Origin of the sequence: Cryobacterium sp. TMS1-20-1 (assembly GCF_004402355.1) — a bacterium.
GTDB classification, from domain to species: domain Bacteria; phylum Actinomycetota; class Actinomycetes; order Actinomycetales; family Microbacteriaceae; genus Cryobacterium; species Cryobacterium levicorallinum.
In genome coordinates this window covers 1-19,467 of record NZ_SOGF01000004.1, presented here as the reverse complement: position 1 = coordinate 19,467, position 19,467 = coordinate 1, and the positions used below count along the sequence as shown (strand labels likewise).

Sequence of the window (19,467 nt, the reverse complement as noted above, 5' to 3'; positions counted from 1 at the left end):
GTTACTCCTCGTCCAGAATGGCGGGCACGCGGAATTTGTCGCCAGCGCGGTCGGGGGCGCCGGACAGGGCCTGCTCGACCGTCAGCGACGGCACGACAACGTCCTCACGGTAGACGTTGGTCAGCGGCATCGGGTGGCTCGTGGCCGGGGTGTCAGCGGTGGCCACTTCAGAGACTTTGGCGATCGAGTCGACGATCTGGCCGAGGTCACGGGTGAGACTGGTGATCTCGAGGGGGCTGAGGTCGATCCGGGCAAGGTATGCCAGATGGGCAACCTGCTCGGCCGTGATTTCAGACATGGTGCTCCGATGCGCATTGGGGTGGATAATCCAATCCTATTCGCCAGCCGCCGCGCGCCCGATTCGCCGACCGCGCTAGGTGGGCACCCGCGCCCCTGGTGAAGTCCGTATCCGCTGCCCAGGACCGGCGCCGACACCGGCACCGGTTGGCGATTCGCGTTGATCGTACAAAACCAGGCATCGCCGACGACGAGAAAAAAGTCTCCACTGAGCCGAAATTTCGGCAGGAAGTAACCGTGAAGTAGCACACTGGCAGATATGAGAGCAATTGTTGTTGAGCAGAACCCGGGCGGATCCGTGCTGTCGATGCGGGATCTCCCGAGCCCTGAACCGGGCCCGCGTCAGGTGAAGATCCGTGTGCGGACTGCGTCGGTGAACCGTGCCGACCTGGGCCAGCGCGCGGGAACCCACCAGCCGGTCAGCCCAGGCAGCACTCCGGTCGTCGTGGGGCTGGATGCTGCGGGCGACGTCGTCACGGTGGGAAGCGAGGTGAGGGGCGTTCACGTCGGGGACCGCGTCATGGCCACCGTCAGTGGAGGTTTGAGTGAGGAAGTCGTTGTCGACGCTGCGCTGGTTGTACCGATTCCGCCGGCGTGGACCTACGCGGAGGGTGCTGCTGCCATCCTCGGATTGATGACCGAGCACAACGCGCTCCGCACTGCGGGTGACCTTAAGCCGGGCGAAACGGTGCTCGTTCATGCGGCGGCCTCAACGGTGGGGCTTCAGTGTGTACAGCTGGCAAAATACCTGGGCGCCGGACTCATCATTGCTTCCGTTCGCACGGACCGGGCAACTGACGTGCTCCGTTCTCAGGGGGCCGATCACGTGGTCGAGGTGGGCGAGGCCGGTTTTGCAGATCGGGTTTTGGAACTGACGGATGGCCGCGGGGTCGACGTCATCGTCGACCACGTTGGTGGCCCATATCTTGCGGACAATATTCGCTGCGCCGCACTCCTGGGACGCCTGGTCGGTGTGGGGCGCCTCGGTGGTGCCCACGGTGATCTTGATCTGGAAGCACTGGCCTTTAAACGACTACGCATCATCGGGGTCACCTTTCGCACCCGTGACGCTGCCGAAAAAGCCGCCATCGTCGCCGCGCTCCTGTCCGAGGTCGACCTGGCTTCCGAAGCACTGCGCCCATTGATTGATCGGATCCTGCCCTGGACCGAAGTCCAACAAGCGCAGGATCTCATGGCCGCGAACTCCCACCTCGGCAAGATCGTTCTCAGTCTTCAGAATACGTAAGCCAGACCGTCTGGAAATGCACACTAAGTAAGGGACCGCCTGCGCGAAACTGACTTCTTCAACGGCTTTCAGGTGCCCGTCATTGGCCAGGGAACCTGGCATCTCGGTGAAGACGCCGCAAAGCGAAAGACCGAGGTGTCGGCCCTGCGCGCGGGGATCGACGCTGGCCTGACCGTGATCGACACCGCCGAAATGTATGGCGATGGCGCCTCGGAAGAACTGGTCGGCGAGGCCATCCGCGGTCACCGCGATGACGTCGTGCTGGTCAGTAAGGTTTACCCGCACAACGCGAGCCGCAGCGGCGTCGTGGCTGCGTGCGAGCGCAGCCTGCGCCGGCTCGGAACCGATCGGCTCGATGGCTATCTACTGCATTGGTCCGGCAGTTTTCCCCTGTCCGAGACCGTCGACGGGTTCGAACACCTGCGTGCGGCTGGCAAGATTCGAAGCTGGGGGTTATCGAATTTCGACCGGGATGATCTGAGGCGAGCACCAGACGGATGCGCCACCAATCAGGTGCTGTACAACCTCGGCAGTCGGGGCATCGAATTTGACCTCCTGCCCTGGCAACAACGCCGGGGCATGCCGCTCATGGCCTATTCGCCACTCGGTCAGGGACCGACCCTGCTTGAGCATCCGCTACTGGCCGAAATCGGAGAGCGCCACGGAGTGACGGGTGCCCAGATCGCGCTCGCCTGGGTCATTCGGCAACCGGGCGTCATCGCGATTCCCAAGGCATCGTCGCGGGAGCACGTGCAGCAGAATGTCGGCGCGGGCGCGGTAGTCCTCGACGCCGAGGATTGCCTGTCTTTGGATAACGCATTTCCGGCGCCGCGCAGCAAGCAACCACTCGATATTCTGTGACGCCGTCCACTCTTTCTTGAAACGCACTCTGGCCAGGCGGAGTTCTCTGAATTTGGTCACCGCCCTACCAGCCAGCCCGACGAGATGCACAGTGGCAGGTCATGTCCGATCGTGATAATACTGATACATGCTCATGTTCGGCACGGCCTAGGGCTGTCCGACATTCATCCATTTAATACCTCCGAAAGTGAAGACGGACCTTCCGTCTTACACGGGCAAAAATTCAGGGAGTGAAAAAATGAAGGCAGTCGTGTACAAGGGTCCCAATGAGGTCAACGTTGAAGAAGTTCCGGATGCCACGATCGAACGCCCCACTGACGTTCTGGTGCGCATTACGGCCACGAATATTTGCGGGTCAGATTTGCACATGTACGAGGGACGCACCGATTTCGAGGTTGGACGCACGTTTGGCCACGAAAATATGGGCGAGGTCATAGAGATTGGTAACGGCGTCGACAAGGTAAGAGTCGGCGAACGCGTCGTGCTGCCGTTCAATATTTCCTGCGGTTTTTGCAAGAATTGCGAACGCGGCTTTACCAACTATTGCATGACCACTCAACCAGACCCCGTCGGCGCGGGCGCCGCCTACGGCTTCGCGGGAATGGGTCCGTATCCCGGCGGACAGGCCCAAATGCTGCGTGTGCCCTACGGTGACAGTAACTGCCTGCGCCTGGGTGAAGACGCCATAGAAAAGCAGAACGATTACGTGATGCTTTCGGACATCTTCCCTACCGGCTACCACGCTACTGAGATGGCCGGCGTCATGCCCGGTGACACAGTCGTGATTTACGGTGCAGGTCCGGTCGGGCTGATGGCTGCACTGTCTACGACGATCAAGGGCGCCAGTAAAGTCTGGGTCGTAGACCGACGCCCGGACCGGCTGGCCCTCGCCGAGCAGATCGGCGCAATAGCCGTTGATGACTCAAAGACGGACCCGGTTCAATTCGTTTTGGACCAAACCCAGGGAATCGGCGCGGACCGGGGGTGTGAATGCGTTGGCTATCAGGCCCACGACCCCCAGGGCACCGAAGATCCCGCCATGACTCTGAATCGGCTGATTCAGTCCGTGCGCATCACCGGGGGCATCGGCGTTGTCGGCGTCTTCCTGCCGGCAGATCCCGGCGGCTTCGACGAGAACGCCCAGCAGGGCAAGATTGCCATTGACTACGGCCTGCAATGGCTCAAAGGCCAGAGCATGGGCAGCGGGCAATGCCCGGTGAAGAAATACAATCGACAATTACGCGACCTGATTGCGATGGGCAAGGCCAAACCTTCATGGATCGTTTCCCACGAGATCCCCCTCAGCGAAGCTGCGGATGCCTACAAGAATTTCGGCGACCGCAACAACGGGTGGACCAAAGTAATCCTCAAGCCCGAATAGGGCACTGTTGAACGACCTCGCCGCGGCGCGATCACCGCTCGGACTCGACCTTTGAGGGCGTGAACTCAAGTTCGTCAGGCTATGGTCGCCCACTCGGAGAAACACCGGCAGCCCGGTGGGCGACCGGTCAAAAATCTATGGGAACCCAAGAGGCCTGTGCGGCAGCCTACGTGGATACAGGCGAGGACGCGGGCGCCAACCCGTCTGGCCCGCCCGCGAGTAAGGTTCGAAACTCGTCGGCGTCGAGGACTCGAATGCCGAGGGTTTCGGCTTTGCCGAGCTTCGACCCGGCACCCGGCCCGGCGGCGACGAAGTCGGTGTTCTTCGACACGCTGGAGGCACTCTTGCCGCCCGCGGCGATGATCGCCTCCTGGGCGCCCTCCCGGGTGAAGCCCTCGAGCGAGCCGGTAGCCACGACGGTCAGCCCGGCAAGCACTCCCCCGGCCGTCTCGGCCGCGCCCGGACCGGGGTGGCCCGGCGTGGCGAATTGCACGCCGGCCGCGGCCCACTGGGTGACGATGTCCACGTGCCAGTCCACCAGGAACCAGGCGAGCACCGCGTCGGCGATAATGCCGCCGACACCGTCGACCTCGGCGAGTTCCTCGCGGGAGGCCGCCCGAATGGCGTCGAGGGAGCCGAAATGGTTAGCCAGGGCGCGGGCGGCGACCGGGCCGACGTGACGAATATTGAGCGAGACCAGGATGCGCCACAGCGGTTTGGTTTTGGCTTTATCGATCTCGACGAGGAGTTTGAGCGCGCTCGAGGACGGTTGCGGGCCCTCCAGCCCCTGCTTCTTCTCGGCGGCCGTGGGATTGCGCTGGAAGGGCATGCGCTGCCGGGCTGTGCCGTCGGCGCCTTCCTTGGGCAGCCCGGTTTCGGCGTCGCGCACGATCACCTGAATCGGCAGCAGATCGGCCAATTCGAGGTCGAACAGTCCGGCCTCGGTCGGCAGTGGCGGCCGCGAGGGCACGGTCGGCTGGGTGAGAGCAGAGGCCGCGACCTCGCCGAGCACCTCAATGTCGAGGCCGCCGCGGCTGCCGATGTGCTCGACGCGGCCGCGCACCTGGGCGGGGCAGCTGCGCGCGTTCGGGCAGCGCAGGTCGATATCGCCCTCCTTGGCCGCGGCCAGCGGGGTGCCGCATTCGGGGCAGTTGATCGGCATGACGAATTCGCGTTCGGTGCCGTCGCGCAGTTCCACGACCGGGCCGAGCACCTCGGGAATAACGTCCCCGGCCTTGCGCAGCACGATGGTGTCGCCGATCAGCACGCCCTTGGCCTTCACAACGTCCTGGTTGTGCAGGGTGGCCTGGCGCACTTCGCTGCCGGCCACGAGCACCTTTTCCATCACGGCGAACGGTGTGGCGCGGCCGGTGCGTCCGACGCTGACGACGATGTCGAGCAGCTTGGTGTTGACCTGCTCCGGCGGGTATTTGTAGGCGATGGCCCAGCGCGGCGCGCGGTTGGTGGCGCCGAGTTCGGCGTGCAGAGCGAGCTCGTCGATTTTGATGACGATACCGTCGAGTTCGTGCACGACGCTGCCGCGGTGGGCTCCGTAGTACTCGATGAACTCGGCCGCTTCGGCGACAGACTCGACCACGCAAAAGTAGCTGCTGGTCGGCAGACCCCAGCTTTCGAGCAGGCCGTAGACCTCGGACTGGGCCTGCACGGGCGGGTCCTCCCAGGCGCCGATGCCGTGCACGAGCATGCGCAGCCGGCCCAGGCGGGCCTTCATCAGAACCAACTGGCCGGTGTTCTTGCCAGCGGCCTTCTGTCGCAGCGACCCGGCCGCCGCGTTGCGGGCGTTCGCGAACACCCGCTCTCCCGCGGCGGACTGCGCGGCATTGAGTTCGTCGAACGCAGCCACTGGGAAGAAGACTTCGCCACGTACTTCCATCAAGGACGGATGCCCGCTGCCGGCCAGCCGAGACGGGATGCCGGGGACCAGGTCGATGTTCTCGGTGACGTCTTCGCCAACGACGCCGTCGCCGCGGGTGGCCGCCGAGACGAGCACGCCGTTGGCGTAGCGCAGATTGATGGCGAGGCCGTCGATCTTGAGTTCACACAGGTAGTGCACGGCGCGGCCGGAATTCTCCGCGGCCTTGCGCGCCCAGGTCTCGAATTCTTCGATCGAGAAGACGTTGTCGAGGCTGAGCATGCGTTCGGCGTGGGTGACCGGGTCGAACAGGGTCGTTTCGGCGCGCCCGCCGACCGTCTGGGTGGGGCTGTCCTGGCTTTGCAGCTCGGGGTAGAGCCGTTCGAGTTCGGCCAGGCGCCGCACCAGCAGGTCGTAGTCGGCGTCGGAGAAAACGGCCGCGTCCTGCCCGTAGTAGGCATCGCGGGCAGCGAGCACGCGGGTGGTGATATCAGCAGCCTCGGCTGCCGCTGCGCTCAGCGCGTCAGGGGTGGAATCCGCGACGGACTCAGGCATTGACCGGGACGGGGCTGGCCGAAGCGGTAGGTGCTGAGACGGAACTGTCTGAAGAGATCGGTACGGCGCTGACCGTGCGGTCGATGGTGCACTGGCCGAGCACCCGAGTACCGACGTAGACGACGGCGGTCTGGCCGGGGGCGACGCCATTGAGTGGTTCGTTCGGAATGATGCGCAGTTCGACAGAACCGTCAACGCCGGTCACGGCCGTGGTCGACACAAGCTGGGCGACGGCCGGAACCGGGTCGGCGTGAGCGCGAATCTGCACGTGGCAGGCGAATTCCACCTCTGGATGTTCGGGGGCAAGCCCAGCCCAGGTGTACTTGTTGCCGGCGATCTCCTTGATGGCGAGCGCCTCCTTCGGGCCGACGACGACGGTGTTGGTGATCGGGCGCACCTCAAGCACGAAGCGCGGCTTGCCGTCGGCGGCCGGGGTGCCGATCGACAGCCCTTTACGCTGGCCCACGGTGAAGGCAACGGCGCCGTCGTGCTGGCCGAGCGTGTTGCCCTCCCGGTCGAGAATGTCGCCGGTGACCGGGGCGACGCGTTCGCCGAGCCAGCCCTTGGTGTCACCGTCAGGAATGAAGCAGATGTCGTAGGAGTCGGGCTTGTTCGCCACTGAAAAGCCGCGTTCGGCGGCTTCTTTCCGCACCTCGGCCTTGGTCGGCGTGGCGCCGAGCGGGAACATGGAGTGGTTGATCTGGTCGGCGGTGAGCACGCCGAGCACATAGGACTGATCCTTGGCCCAGGCGGCCGCGCGGTGCAGCTCCTTGTTGCCGTCGGCATCCGTCAGAATGCTCGCGTAGTGGCCGGTGCAGACGGCGTCGAAGCCGAGGGCCATGGCCTTTTCGAGCAGGGCGGCAAACTTGATCTTCTCGTTGCAGCGCATGCAGGGGTTCGGGGTGCGGCCGGCCGCGTACTCGGCGATGAAGTCGTCAACGACGTCGAGCTTGAACCGTTCGGAGAAATCCCAGACGTAGTAAGGAATGCCCATGATATTGGCGGCGCGCTGGGCATCCATCGAATCTTCGACGGTGCAGCAGCCGCGGCTGCCGGTGCGCAGCGTGCCCGGCATGCGGCTCAGTGCGAGATGCACGCCGACCACCTCGTGCCCCGCTTCGACCGCGCGCGCGGCTGCGACGGCGGAATCAACACCGCCACTCATTGCTGCTAAAACCCTCACCCAACGAGTGTACGCGCCAGTGCTGACCCCGCAAACGTAACGGTCAGTGCCCGGGCACTCGATCGGCCATGCCCGCGGCGAGCGCCAGGGCGTGCGCCGCGGGCAGCGCCGCCAGCAGCGCGTCGACGTCGGCGTCGGTCGACGTGTGCCCGAGCGTGATGCGCAGCGCCCCACGGGATTCGACCTCGCTGCGTCCCATCGCTCGCAGCACGTGCGAGGGCTCAGGCACGCCGGCCTGGCAGGCCGATCCGGTCGACACCGACACGCCGGCAACGTCGAGGGCGAACAGTAACGAGTCGCCCTCGCAGCCCGGAAAACTGAAATGGGCGTTACCGGGCAGCCGGTGGGTCGGGTCACCGTTGAGCTGCGCCCCCGGCGCGACCAGGGCCACACCGGCGATGACGCGGTCGCGCAGCGCCATCAGGCGAGCGTTTACATCGCCGTGCGCGATGAGAGCGGATGCCGCCACCGCGAACGAGACCGCCGCCGCAACATCCTGGGTGCCGCTGCGCACCTTGCGCTGCTGGCCACCACCATGAATAAGAGGTTCGACGGTCGTGGCACGCCCGAGCACGAGCGCCCCGATACCGACCGGGCCGCCGACCTTGTGCGCCGAGACGCTCAGCGCCGACACGCCCGCGGCCGCGAGGATACGAAAATCGACCGGTATATAGCCGTAGGCCGCGACCGCATCGACGTGCACCGGAATGCCGTGGGCTGCGGCGAGCGCCGCCACCTCCGCAACAGGTTCGATGGTGCCGACCTCGTTGTTGGCCATGATCACGCTGACCAGGGCGATATCGAGCGGGTCACGCGCAATGGCGGCCTCGAGCGCGCCGACGTCGATGCGGCCCCGGTCGTCGAGCGGAATCCACTCGACGATGGCGTCTTCGTGCTGAGCCAGCCACTCGACCGTGTCGAGCGTGGCGTGGTGTTCTCCGCCGGGCACCAGAATGCGCCGGCGTGGTGCGCGCGCCCAGTACAAACCCTTGATGCCGAGGTTGATCGCCTCGGTGCCGCTGCCGGTGAAGACGACCTCGATCGGGTCACAGGCGAGGCTCGCGGCCACGATTTCACGCGACTCTTCGAGCATCCGTTTCGCATTTTGACCCTGGCTGTGCACGGATGCGGGGTTACCGACGACCCCCATCGCCTCGGCGTAAGCGACAATAGCGGCGGGAAGCATGGGCGTGGTCGCCGCATGATCCAAATAGACAACCATTCCCCTATTTTACAGATGAGCGGATGCCGGTGCTGATCACGGCTTACTCTTGAACTCATGAGTTCCGCCGACCCCCTGCGCAATCTCGGCGTGCGCCTCACCAGCGCCGGTGGCGAACTGCGCGTTTGGGCCGAACACGCCGATGCCATGGACCTGTGTCTGTTCGACGACACCGACCCCAACTGGATCATCAAGAGCGTGCCGATGACCAAGGACGTGCACGGCGTCTGGTCCGGTAAATCTCGCACCCTGTCACCGGGACGGCGCTACGGCATTCGCGTCTCCGGTCCAGCGAACCCCAATAACTCCTTTCACCCAGAGAAAACCCTGATCGAGCCGTATTCCCGTGGTTTGGTGCGGGTCGGTGCCGGGCTGTGGCAGTCCTCGGTCGTCGATGACGCGTTCGACTGGAACGGTGCCACCAAACCGGCCACGCTGCTCGATCACACCGTCGTCTACGAAGCGCACGTGCGTGGGATCAGCCGGCTCAACCCGCTCGTTCCGGCCGCCCTGCGCGGAACCTACGCCGGTCTGGCCCATGAATCGACCATCCGCTACCTGAAAGATCTCGGCGTGACCGCGATCGAGCTGTTGCCGGTGCAGGCCTTCGTGTCGGAGCAGCGCCTGATCAAGCAGGGCCTGATCAACTATTGGGGCTACAACACCCTCAACTTCTTCTCGCCGCACGCCGATTATGCCACCCAGGCCGCTCAGTCGGCTGGTCCGGAAGCCGTGCTGCGGGAGTTCAAGGGCATGGTCAAGCTGCTGCACGAGGCCGGGCTCGAGGTCATCCTCGATGTGGTCTACAACCACACCGCCGAAGAGGGACGCAACGGCCCGGTGACCAGCCTGCGCGGCATCGACAACGCCGCCTATTACCGCCAGGACGATTCCGGTGCCTACATCGACGTGACCGGCTGCGGCAATACGGTCAACTTCAGCCATGATGTGCCCAAGCGGCTCGTACTCGATTCGCTGCGCTACTGGGCGAACGAGGTGCAGATCGACGGTTTTCGCTTTGACCTGGCCGCGACCCTCGGGCGGGACGCCGGCGTCGTCTACGACCCGGAGCATCCGCTGCTGCGCGATATTCGTGACGACCCGGAGCTGGCCGGGGTGAAGCTCATCGCCGAACCCTGGGATGTCGGCCAGGGCGGCTGGCAGACCGGCAATTTTCCGCCCGGCTGGACCGAATGGAACGACCGCTACCGCGACCGTATGCGCGACTTCTGGCTGTCCGACATGCAGAGCCTGCGCCTGACCGGCTCGGCCGGCAGCGGCATCGGACGCTTCGCGACCCGCGTCGCCGGTTCGTCGAACACCTTCTCCAAAGAGCGCGGCCCACTCGCTTCGCTCAATTTCATCACGGCACACGACGGGTTCACGCTCGCCGACCTGACCGCGTACAACAACAAGCACAACCTCGGCAACGGCGAGTCGAACCGCGACGGAACCGACAACAACAGCTCGTATAACCACGGCGTCGAGGGCCCGACCCGCGACGTGGCGATTCTGGCCATTAGGCGCAAGGCCATGCGTAATCTGCTCGGCACGCTGCTGTTGTCGGCCGGAATTCCGATGCTCACGGCCGGTGACGAATTCGGTCGCAGCCAGCGCGGCAACAATAACGCCTACTGCCAGGACAGCGAGCTGACCTGGCTCAACTGGGACTTCGACGATTGGCAGCAGGACCTGCACCGAGTCACCCGGCGGCTGCTGCAGCTGCGCCGGGAGAACCCGGCATTACGGCCGGTGCACTTCGGCCGGTTCGGCGAGACCACCCCGAGTGCCAGCCAACTGGACTGGTACAACATCGCCGGTGACGCGCTGCAGGGTGACGCCTGGAATTCCCCCACCGAACGCACCCTGCAGTACATGGCGGCGTCCACACCGGAGCACGAAGCCTTCAACCGCATCCTGCTCGTGGTGAACGCGCGCGAGCAGGATGAGACCGTCACCCTGCCCAAACACGAGGGAGTGGATGCCTACACGCTGCTCTGGGATTCCAGTCACGACGACCTGCGCGATTCGGTCATCGAGCATGCGCCGGGCGCTCGCCTGTTCGTGCCGGGGGCCTCGATGCAGCTGATGCGGGCGCACGGCGCGTTCGTTCCGCGCAGCACCGCGCGCCCCTGAACGACCAGCCTGAGCCGGCCAGCGTGAACCGGTCGGCGTGAACCGGTGGGCGTGAACCGGTCGGCCGGCCGCAACCGCTAGTTCGCGACGGCGACCAGACCCATCTCGGCCGGGCTAATCAGCAGCGCGTTCTTGGGCACGACCCGAACGGTGTAACCGAAGGTTCCGGCCCGGTCGAGTTCGACCGTTCCGGTGAACAGGGTCGCTCCGCCGGCCGGTGCTTCCTTCAGCGAAGCCGGAGCGAGCGCCTGAATCGCGACATCGCGCAGTTCGTCGGTACCGAGGCTCTTGCCGTAGACGACTTCGACGGTCACATCGTCGGCGGACAGCCCGTTCAGCTGCACGTGCGCCCGCAGATGAAGGTCGTCGCCGACTTCGGGCACCGAGGAGACCCCGCCGGATTCGACGTGGGTCACGGCAACCTGGGGCCAGGCGGAGACGATCTTGCTCTTCCAGGCAGCCAGTTCGCGGGCGGCCCGATAGTTGTTGGCCGACATCAGCGCCTCAAAATGACCGGCCGGACGGTACAGGCGCTGCACGTACTCGCTCACCATCCGATCCGCTGACAGCTGCGGTGACAGCGTCGACAGCGTGTGCCGAATGTTGGAGACCCAGCGTTCGGGCACGTCGTCGGCGTTCCGCTCGTAGAACACCGGCGCGACCTGGTGCTCGATCAGTTCGTAGAGCGCTTCGGCCTCGAGCCGGTCACGTTCAGCGGAATCCCCGGCGGAATCGGCCGAGGGAATCGCCCAGCCGTTCTTGCCGTCGTAATATTCCGGCCACCAACCGTCAAGGATCGACAGGTTGAGCGCGCCGTTCAGCGCGGCCTTCATGCCGCTCGTGCCGCAGGCTTCGAGCGGGCGGAGCGGATTGTTGAGCCAGACATCCGTTCCCGGATACATCAACTGGGCCATCGCAATGTTGTAGTCCGGCAGAAATGCGATGCGGCTGCGCAGCGCAGGGTCGGCGGCGAACTGCACGATCTTCTGGATCAGCCGTTTGCCTTCCTCATCGGCGGGGTGCGATTTGCCGGCAATCACGATCTGAATCGGATGCTCCGGGTGCAGTAGCAGGGCACGCAAGCGCTCGGGGTCGTGCATCATCAGGGTCAGGCGCTTGTAGGTGGGCACGCGGCGGGCGAATCCGATGGTCAGCACGTTCGGGTCGAAGACCCGGCCGATCCAGGCCGGAGCGATGCCACCCGGGTTCTGGTCGCGCCAGGCGTTCAGCAAGCGCCGGCGGGCATCCTCGACGAACTGTAGGCGCATCTGACCGCGCACCGACCAGAGATCCTGGTCCGAGACCTCGCCGGAGGCCCAGTTGGCCGTTGACGTGTCACTGGTGCCGAGTTTATTCAGCGCGAGGCTCTTGAGCGCCGGGTCGGTCCAGCTCGGAGCGTGCACGCCGTTCGTGATCGACGTGATCGGGACATCCGCTGAATCAAAACCGGGCCAGAGGCCGTTGAACATGCGGCGGCTGACCTCTCCGTGCAGGGTCGACACGCCGTTGGCGTGCTGGCCCAGGCGCAGGCCCATAATGGCCATGTTGAACACGTCGGAGGAACCGCCGGCGTAGCTTTCGGCCCCGAGAGCGAGCAGGTCCTCGACGTCGACGCCGGGCAGCAGGTCGGTGCCGAAATAGCGGCGAACCAGGGAGCGTTCAAACCGATCGATGCCGGCGGCGACCGGGGTATGGGTGGTGAAGACGGTTCCGGCGCGGGCCACCTGCAGGGCTTCCTGAAAGCTCAAGCCCTCGCCGATCAGGCTCGAAATGCGCTCCAGACCGAGAAAACCGGCGTGGCCCTCATTGGTGTGGAACACTTCGGGTTCGGGCAGACCGTGCAGCGAGCTCCACAGTTTGACGGCGCGTGCGCCGCCGATGCCGAGCAGCAGCTCCTGCAACAGGCGGTGTTCGCCGCCGCCGCCGTAGAGCCGGTCGGTGACCAGGCGCAGGTCGTCGGCGTTTTCGGGAATGTCGGCGTCGAGCAGCAGCAGGCGCACCCGACCGACCTTGGCCTGCCAGACCCGGGCATGCAGGGTTCGGTCATCCGGCAGGGCGAGCGACACCTGCACTGCAGAGCCGTCGGCTCGGCGCAACACGGAGAGCGGCAGCCCGTCGGGGTCGAGCAGCGGGTAGCTTTCCATCTGCCAGCCGTCCGGTGAGATGGACTGGCTGAAGTAGCCGGCGCGGTAGAACAAGCCAACGCCGACGAGTGGCAGGCCGAGGTCGGAGGCGCTCTTGAGGTGGTCGCCGGCCAGAATGCCCAGGCCGCCGGAGTACTGCGGCAGCGCGGCGGCGATACCGAATTCCGGTGAGAAATACGCTATCGCGGCGGGCTTCTCGCCGTCGAGGCTCTGATACCAGCGCGGCTGCTCCAGATAGTCGCGCAGGGCGTCTCGGGCGGAGTTGACCTCGGCCACATAATCGTGGTCCTGGGCGAGATCGTCGAGACGGTGCGGGTCGACGGCGCCGAGCAGGGCGACCGGGTCGGTGCCGATCTCGCGCCAGAGCTCGGGGGCGATGCGCTCGAACAGCTGGCGGGTGGGCTCGTGCCACGACCAGCGAAGATTGCCGGCAAGCTCCTCCAGCGCCGCGAGGGGCTGAGGCAGGACGGCACGGACGGTAAATTTGCGGATGGCCTTCACGAGGTCAACCTTAGGGGTGCCAGATGGCGAACACGTAACGCCGAATGTTCGCGTCTCGCGGGCGAGGGTGGCGCGAGGCGAGCATGATTGCCACGCTTTCACGCTACGGTCATTCTGTGGCCAAGACAGCAGCAAAAAAGACGACCCTGCCGACAGCATCGAGCAGCGCCCCGGCCGGTGCGTCTCCACAAAAGGCTAGCGGTGCCTCCGGCGCAGCCATTGGCCGTATCCCCGTTCTCGATCTCTCGCCTCAGCTGAACGACAACCAATGGCCGGCCCGCGCCTTCGCCGGCGAGGTCGTCCCATTTGGCGCGACCGCTTTTCGCGAGGGCCACGACCTGATCGGCGTCGACCTGCAGCTCACGGCGCCCGACGGCAGCGAAACCCGGCATCTCATGCTGCTGCAGGGCGAGGGGACCGACCGCTACGGCGTGCAGGTGCTCCTCGGCGTCGCCGGCCACTGGAGGTATCGGGTGCGTGCTTATGCCGACGAGTTCGCCACCTGGGAACACAATGCGCAGATCAAGGTTCCGGCTGGCATCAACGTGGAACTCATGTTCAGCATCGGCGGCGCGCTGCTGCAGCAGGCCGGCATCGACCAGAATCGCCCGATGGCGGCCCGCCGCCTGTTTCAGGCCGCAGCGACCGCCCTCGCCGACACCAGCAAGCCGGCCGCCGCACGACTACTCGCGGTCGCGGATGCCGCGCTGCGGCAAGCCATCGCCGCTCATCCCCTCGCCGGGCTGGCTTCGCTCTCGGCCGAACGCACCATCATCGTCGAACGCGCCAGGGCTGGGGTGGGCTCGTGGTACGAGTTCTTCCCGCGCTCGGAGGGCGCCGTTCGGCAAAAAGATGGCAGCTGGAAGAGCGGAACGTTCCCCACCGCCGCGAAACGCCTGCCCGCCGTCGCGGCGATGGGGTTCAACGTGCTGTATCTGCCGCCGATCCACCCGATCGGGCAGGCCTTCCGCAAGGGTCCAAACAACTCACTCACAGTCGCCCCCGGTGATCCTGGCTCGCCGTGGGCGATCGGCTCGGCCGACGGCGGCCACGATGCCATCAACCCCGATCTCGGCACCGTCGCCGACTTCAAGTCCTTTCTGAAAAAAGCGGCGGACCTCGGCATTGAGATCGCCCTCGACTTTGCCCTGCAGGCCTCCCCCGACCACCCCTGGGTGCAGCAGCACCCGGAGTGGTTCACGACCCTGCCCGGCGGCTCCATCGCCTACGCCGAGAACCCGCCGAAAAAATACCAGGACATCTACCCGATCAATTTCGACAACGATCCGGCCGGCATCCGGCTCGAGGCGCTGCGCCTGCTCCGCTACTGGATCAGCCTCGGCGTGCGCATCTTTCGGGTCGATAACCCCCACACCAAGCCGCTGGACTTCTGGGAGTGGCTGATCGCCGAAGTCAATCAGACCGACCCCGACGTGGTGTTCTTGGCCGAGGCGTTCACCCGCCCGGCGCTCATGCAGGCGCTCGGCAAGGTCGGCTTCCAGCAGTCGTACACCTACTTCACCTGGCGCAACACGAAGACTGAGCTCGAGGAATTCTTCGACGGCCTCGCCAATGACACGGCCGATTTTCTGCGCCCCAACCTGTTTGTGAACACGCCGGATATTCTCACCGAGTACCTGCAGTTCGGCGGCCCGGCCGCGTTCAAGATTCGCGCGGCCCTCGCCGCTACGGCAGCGCCTAGCTGGGGCGTCTACGCGGGTTTTGACCTGTTCGAGAACGTCGCCCGGCCCGGCGCCGAAGAGAGCATCGACAACGAGAAGTACGAGTATCGGCCGCGCGACTGGAGCAAGGCCGAGGAACTCGGCAAGTCCCTCGCGCCCTACCTCACCCTGCTCAACCGCATTCGGGCCGAGCATCCGGCGCTGGCGCAACTGCGCAACCTCGACATCCACGCCAGTGACGACGACTCGATTCTGGTCTACAGCAAGTACCTCGACGCCGCGTTCACCGGCACCGGCCAAGCGGATGCTCTCATCATCGTCGCCAACGTCGACCCGCACTCCGTGCGCGAAACGATCGTGCACCTCGACGTCACCCGGTTCGGCATTGTCCGCGGTGACAACTTCGACGTGCACGATCTGGTCTCCGGAGCCACCTGGACCTGGGCGGCCGACAACTTCGTGCGACTCGACGCCTTCACAGAGCCGGTGCATATTCTGCACGTCACACCGCACACTTCGGCCCCAGCATGAGCGGTCACAAAGATAAAAACAAGAAACACCAGAAACACCAGAAGCACGAGTCCACGGATACGAAGGGTCAGGCAAAGAAAATCGACGGCAAGAAGGCACAGTCCCCGAAATCCGGGCCCAGCACAGTCCAGAAGAACTCGGCCCCGATCGAACCCGCGACCATACCCGAGCACGTGCTCGAGGCCGTCGCCGCCGGCCGGTACTACAACCCGCACGAAATCCTCGGCCAGCACCTCGCCCACCAGACCGGCGTGTCCGACCCACGCGTCTCCATCCGGGCGCTGCGTCCGCTTGCCACCGAGGTGTTCGCGATTCTCGCCAACGGGTCGCACGTTGAGCTGGCCCACCTCGCGCACGGCATCTGGCAGGGCGAAAGCACCGTCGGGCTCAGCGACTATACGATCGAAGCCCGCTATGAGTCAGCGCCACCGTGGATCTGCGACGACCCCTACCGCTTCATTCCTACCCTCGGCGAACTCGACCTGCACCTGATCGGCGAGGGCCGCCACGAACGTCTATGGGACGTGCTGGGAGCACACCACCGTCAGCACCAGGGCGTCACGGCCAGTTCGACCGGTACCTCGTTTGCCGTCTGGGCGCCGCACGCGCAGGCCGCGCGGGTTATCGGTGACTTCAACGGGTGGAGCGGCTCTACCCACGCCATGCGCAACATGGGCAGCACCGGCGTGTGGGAACTGTTCATTCCGGGTCTGGCGCTCGGCACCAACTACAAGTTCCAGCTGCTCACGCAGTCCGGCGCCTGGATCGATAAGGCCGACCCGATGGCCCGCCTCGCCGAAGTTCCACCGCAGACGGCGTCGGTCGTCACCGCTTCCACCTACGAATGGGCGGATACCGAATGGCTCACCAACCGTAGCGCCACCGATCCGCACAACCAGGCCATGAGCATCTACGAGATGCACGTAGGCTCCTGGCGACCCGGGCTCGGTTACCGGGAACTCGCCGACGAGCTGGTCGGGTACCTGAACGAACTCAGCTTCACGCACGTGGAATTCATGCCCCTGGCTGAGCATCCGTTTGGCGGATCGTGGGGCTATCAGGTCAGCGGCTATTACGCGCCGACCAGCCGGTTCGGCTCGCCAGACGACCTGCGCTACCTGATCGACCGACTGCACCAGGCCGGCATCGGCGTGATCATGGACTGGGTGCCCGGCCACTTTCCGAAGGACGACTTCGCCCTCGCCCGCTTCGACGGCCAGGCCCTGTATGAGCACCCGGACCCGCGCCGCGGTGAACAGCTGGACTGGGGAACGTACATCTTCGACTTCGGTCAGATGCAGGTGCGCAACTTCCTCGTCGCTAATGCCCTGTACTGGCTCGAGGAATTCCATATTGATGCCCTGCGCGTCGACGCGGTCGCCTCGATGCTCTACCTCGACTATTCGCGCGAAGACGGCCAGTGGGAGCCGAACCAGTATGGCGGCAACGAGAACCTCGAGGCCATCAGCCTGCTGCAGGAGATCACCGCTACCGCCTACAAACGCAACCCCGGCACCATCATGATCGCTGAGGAATCCACCAACTGGGGCGGGGTCACGGCGCCGACCAGCGGCGGCGGGCTCGGCTTCGGGTTCAAGTGGAACATGGGCTGGATGCACGACTCGCTCGAGTACATGCAGGTCGACCCGATGTACCGCTCGTACCACCACAGCGACATCACGTTCTCGTTCATCTACGCGTTCAGCGAGAATTTTCTGCTGCCGATCAGCCATGACGAGGTCGTCCACGGCAAGGGCGCCCTGGTGTCGAAGATGCCCGGCGACTCCTGGCAGCAGCTTGCCAACGTGCGCGCCTACCTCTCGTTCATGTGGGCGCACCCGGGCAAGCAGCTGTTGTTCATGGGAAGCGAGTTCGGACAGCGGTCGGAGTGGAGCGAGGAGCGCGGCCTGGACTGGTGGATGCTCGACCAGCCGGCGCACCGCGGCCTGTTCAACCTGGTCGGTCAGCTCAACCGGGTCTACCGCGACAACGCGAGTCTGTGGAGCCGCGACAACGACCCGGGTGGTTTTGAGTTGCTCGACGGCGGTGCCGCGAGCCAAAATATCGTGTCGTTCCTGCGCTGGGACAACCACGGCGTTCCGGTCGCGTGCTTCTTCAACTTCGCCGGGCAGCCGCACACGGACTACCGGGTGGGGCTGCCATTCGCCGGAGCGTGGGAGGAGATTCTCAACACGGATGCCGGCGACTTCGGTGGTTCCGGGGTGGGTAACCAAGGCCGCGTCGAGGCCTACAACGAGCCCTGGGCCGGTCGCCCCGCCTCCGCGACCCTGACCCTGCCGCCCCTGGCCGGTCTTTGGCTGCGCCTCCGCCGCTAACTCCCCGACCCTCCATTGCGGGGGGCTGCGCCCAACGACAGCAATCTGGCGACGCAGCATTCATTGAGAATCGGTGGTATTCAGCCTGTCCGTCGACCCTAGAACGGTGGGGGCTCGGTGGGGTCGGTGTCCCGCGCGGTGTTCCAGCTGCCGTTCCAGTCGCCATTCCACGGATCGCTGATCGGTTCGGCTGGCGGCAGCGGTGCAGGCGAGTCCGGCGGTGGTGGGGCGGGCGGTTCGGGTGGCGCTGCTGCCTGTGGCGCTGCTGCCTGTGGCGCTGCCTGTTGTTGTCGCGTTGGGTTGATGCGGGTGGCGGGGTCGGTGGCGTAGTGTTTGCCGGCGGGGCTGGTCCAGTGGACGGTGCCGTCGGGGTCGGCGGTGGCTTTCCAATCGGAGAAGTGCTTCAGGTTGTGGTGGGCGGGAGAGAGGAAGTGGAGGTTGGTGGCGGTGGTGGGGCCGCCGAATTGTTTATCTATGGTGTGGTCGAGGTCGGCGTGGCCGGCGGAGCGGTTGCAGCCGGGGAACCGGCAGGTTCCATCGCGTAGTCGGAGGTATTTCTTCAGCGCCGCCGGCACGCGGAACGGGGTGGAGCTGACGTCGAGGACGATGCCGGTGTGCGGGTGAGTGAGGACGCGGAGGAAACTCGTCGCCGTCCCAGCGAGCCGGCGGGCCGTCTCCGGGTCGATCGGGCCGTACCCTTCGAGGTCGGCGGGTTCCTCAGTCACACCCATCAGGGTGAGGACCGGGACGGTGATGTTGACGTTGGCGGTGAGGCCGGCGCCGAGACCTGTGCCGGTGACACCCTGCTGGAGCAGGTCAATGGCGACGTCGGCGCGGAGTTGGCTGAGGGTGCGGGGCTCATCGGGGCCCTGCAGACTGATCGCAGCATCGGTAACGCGGGTATAGACGCCTTGCAGGTCGTCGCCCGCCGCCCGCAGCCACAGGGTGGCCATGCCGTCCTTATCGGGGAAGAACTGCACCCGGCGATCGGCCAGACACCGGGTGCGACGAACGGTAATGCTGTCAGGGTGGAACCGCTCGCGGAGTTTGCGGGCCTTGCCATCGAACTGCGCCGGAGTGAGGCGTTTCGCGTGCGGCAGCAACACCGCCTCCAACTCGGCCCGGGCGGGCTCGGAGACGGAATCCAGCTGTTCGAGCAGCCGCTGGGCATGCCGCAGGGAGATCTCCCCNTCGAGCAGCCGCTGGGCATGCCGCAGGGAGATCTCCCCAGTGCGGAGAGCATCGAGGGTCTCGGGCCGGGACTCGACCAGCACCCGGCTCTCCCGCAACAGGCCAGACGCTGTCCCGGCCGGGATGCGCAGCGCACAGGCCATTTCGGCGACCAGGCACTGCTGAGCGGCGAACGTCGCATCCCAGTCATGCTCATGCTGCGGCCCGGCTTGCGGCCGCCCGGTCTCAGCACTGTTAGTGGTGTAATCCCACGCCTCAGTCAAGACCTCAGCCTTACTCGCCTGCGCCCACGCGATCACCTTCTCGAGGTAGATCACCCGGTCGACGA

Annotated in this window: 12 protein-coding genes; 6 read left to right on the top strand and 6 right to left on the bottom strand. The window is 65.4% G+C overall.

Annotated features, from left to right (window positions below):
* Position 1 precedes the first annotated feature (1 nt).
* Entirely contained in the window at positions 2–298 is a 297-nt protein-coding gene (gatC, locus tag E3O45_RS00860; RefSeq protein ID WP_092451940.1) for an Asp-tRNA(Asn)/Glu-tRNA(Gln) amidotransferase subunit GatC, read from the bottom strand.
* Positions 299–556: 258 nt separating this feature from the next.
* Between gatC and E3O45_RS00855 the strand changes: the two genes are divergently transcribed.
* The 3 genes from E3O45_RS00855 (at position 557) to E3O45_RS00845 (ending at position 3,785) form a co-directional block, all read left to right on the top strand.
* The gene (locus tag E3O45_RS00855; RefSeq protein ID WP_134441143.1) at positions 557–1,543 is read left to right on the top strand and encodes a zinc-binding dehydrogenase; all 987 of its coding nucleotides are present in this window, start codon (positions 557–559) and stop codon (positions 1,541–1,543) included.
* 72 nt (positions 1,544–1,615) lie between these two features.
* On the top strand, positions 1,616–2,404 hold the full coding sequence (locus tag E3O45_RS00850; RefSeq protein WP_241985163.1) for an aldo/keto reductase: 789 nt from the start codon (positions 1,616–1,618) through the stop codon (positions 2,402–2,404).
* 238 nt (positions 2,405–2,642) lie between these two features.
* The gene (locus E3O45_RS00845; RefSeq protein WP_134441141.1) at positions 2,643–3,785 is read left to right on the top strand and encodes a glutathione-independent formaldehyde dehydrogenase; all 1,143 of its coding nucleotides are present in this window, start codon (positions 2,643–2,645) and stop codon (positions 3,783–3,785) included.
* Positions 3,786–3,951: 166 nt separating this feature from the next.
* On the opposite strand, the gene ligA is transcribed toward E3O45_RS00845, so the two are convergent.
* The 3 genes from ligA to E3O45_RS00830 are packed head-to-tail and all read right to left on the bottom strand — an operon-like array spanning position 3,952 to position 8,618.
* Entirely contained in the window at positions 3,952–6,213 is a 2,262-nt protein-coding gene (gene ligA, locus E3O45_RS00840; RefSeq protein ID WP_134441140.1) for an NAD-dependent DNA ligase LigA, read from the bottom strand.
* A complete protein-coding gene (gene mnmA / locus E3O45_RS00835; protein ID WP_174843034.1) occupies positions 6,206–7,396 on the bottom strand; it encodes a tRNA 2-thiouridine(34) synthase MnmA in 1,191 nt (396 codons plus the stop codon). The genes ligA and mnmA overlap by 8 nt, the downstream gene beginning before the upstream one ends.
* Before the next feature lie 43 nt (positions 7,397–7,439).
* The gene (locus E3O45_RS00830; protein ID WP_134441139.1) at positions 7,440–8,618 is read right to left on the bottom strand and encodes a cysteine desulfurase family protein; all 1,179 of its coding nucleotides are present in this window, start codon (positions 8,616–8,618) and stop codon (positions 7,440–7,442) included.
* Positions 8,619–8,675: 57 nt separating this feature from the next.
* Between E3O45_RS00830 and glgX the strand changes: the two genes are divergently transcribed.
* The gene (glgX, locus tag E3O45_RS00825) at positions 8,676–10,754 is read left to right on the top strand and encodes a glycogen debranching protein GlgX (RefSeq protein WP_134441138.1); all 2,079 of its coding nucleotides are present in this window, start codon (positions 8,676–8,678) and stop codon (positions 10,752–10,754) included.
* Positions 10,755–10,831: 77 nt separating this feature from the next.
* Here glgX and glgP read toward each other — a convergent pair whose 3' ends face one another.
* Positions 10,832–13,399, bottom strand: coding sequence for an alpha-glucan family phosphorylase (gene glgP / locus E3O45_RS00820; protein WP_134441137.1), 2,568 nt, complete (start codon positions 13,397–13,399; stop codon positions 10,832–10,834).
* A 116-nt stretch (positions 13,400–13,515) separates the two neighbouring features.
* On the opposite strand from glgP, the gene E3O45_RS00815 reads away from it, so the two are divergent.
* Together E3O45_RS00815 and glgB are read left to right on the top strand one after the other, a co-directional pair.
* Positions 13,516–15,612, top strand: coding sequence for an alpha-1,4-glucan--maltose-1-phosphate maltosyltransferase (locus E3O45_RS00815; RefSeq protein ID WP_370450281.1), 2,097 nt, complete (start codon positions 13,516–13,518; stop codon positions 15,610–15,612).
* The gene (gene glgB, locus E3O45_RS00810) at positions 15,609–17,948 is read left to right on the top strand and encodes a 1,4-alpha-glucan branching protein GlgB (protein WP_134441135.1); all 2,340 of its coding nucleotides are present in this window, start codon (positions 15,609–15,611) and stop codon (positions 17,946–17,948) included. The genes E3O45_RS00815 and glgB overlap by 4 nt, the downstream gene beginning before the upstream one ends.
* Positions 17,949–18,046: 98 nt before the next feature.
* Here glgB and E3O45_RS00805 read toward each other — a convergent pair.
* The coding region (locus E3O45_RS00805; RefSeq protein ID WP_134441134.1) for an HNH endonuclease signature motif containing protein at positions 18,047–19,467 on the bottom strand (1,421 nt) is incomplete at its 5' end.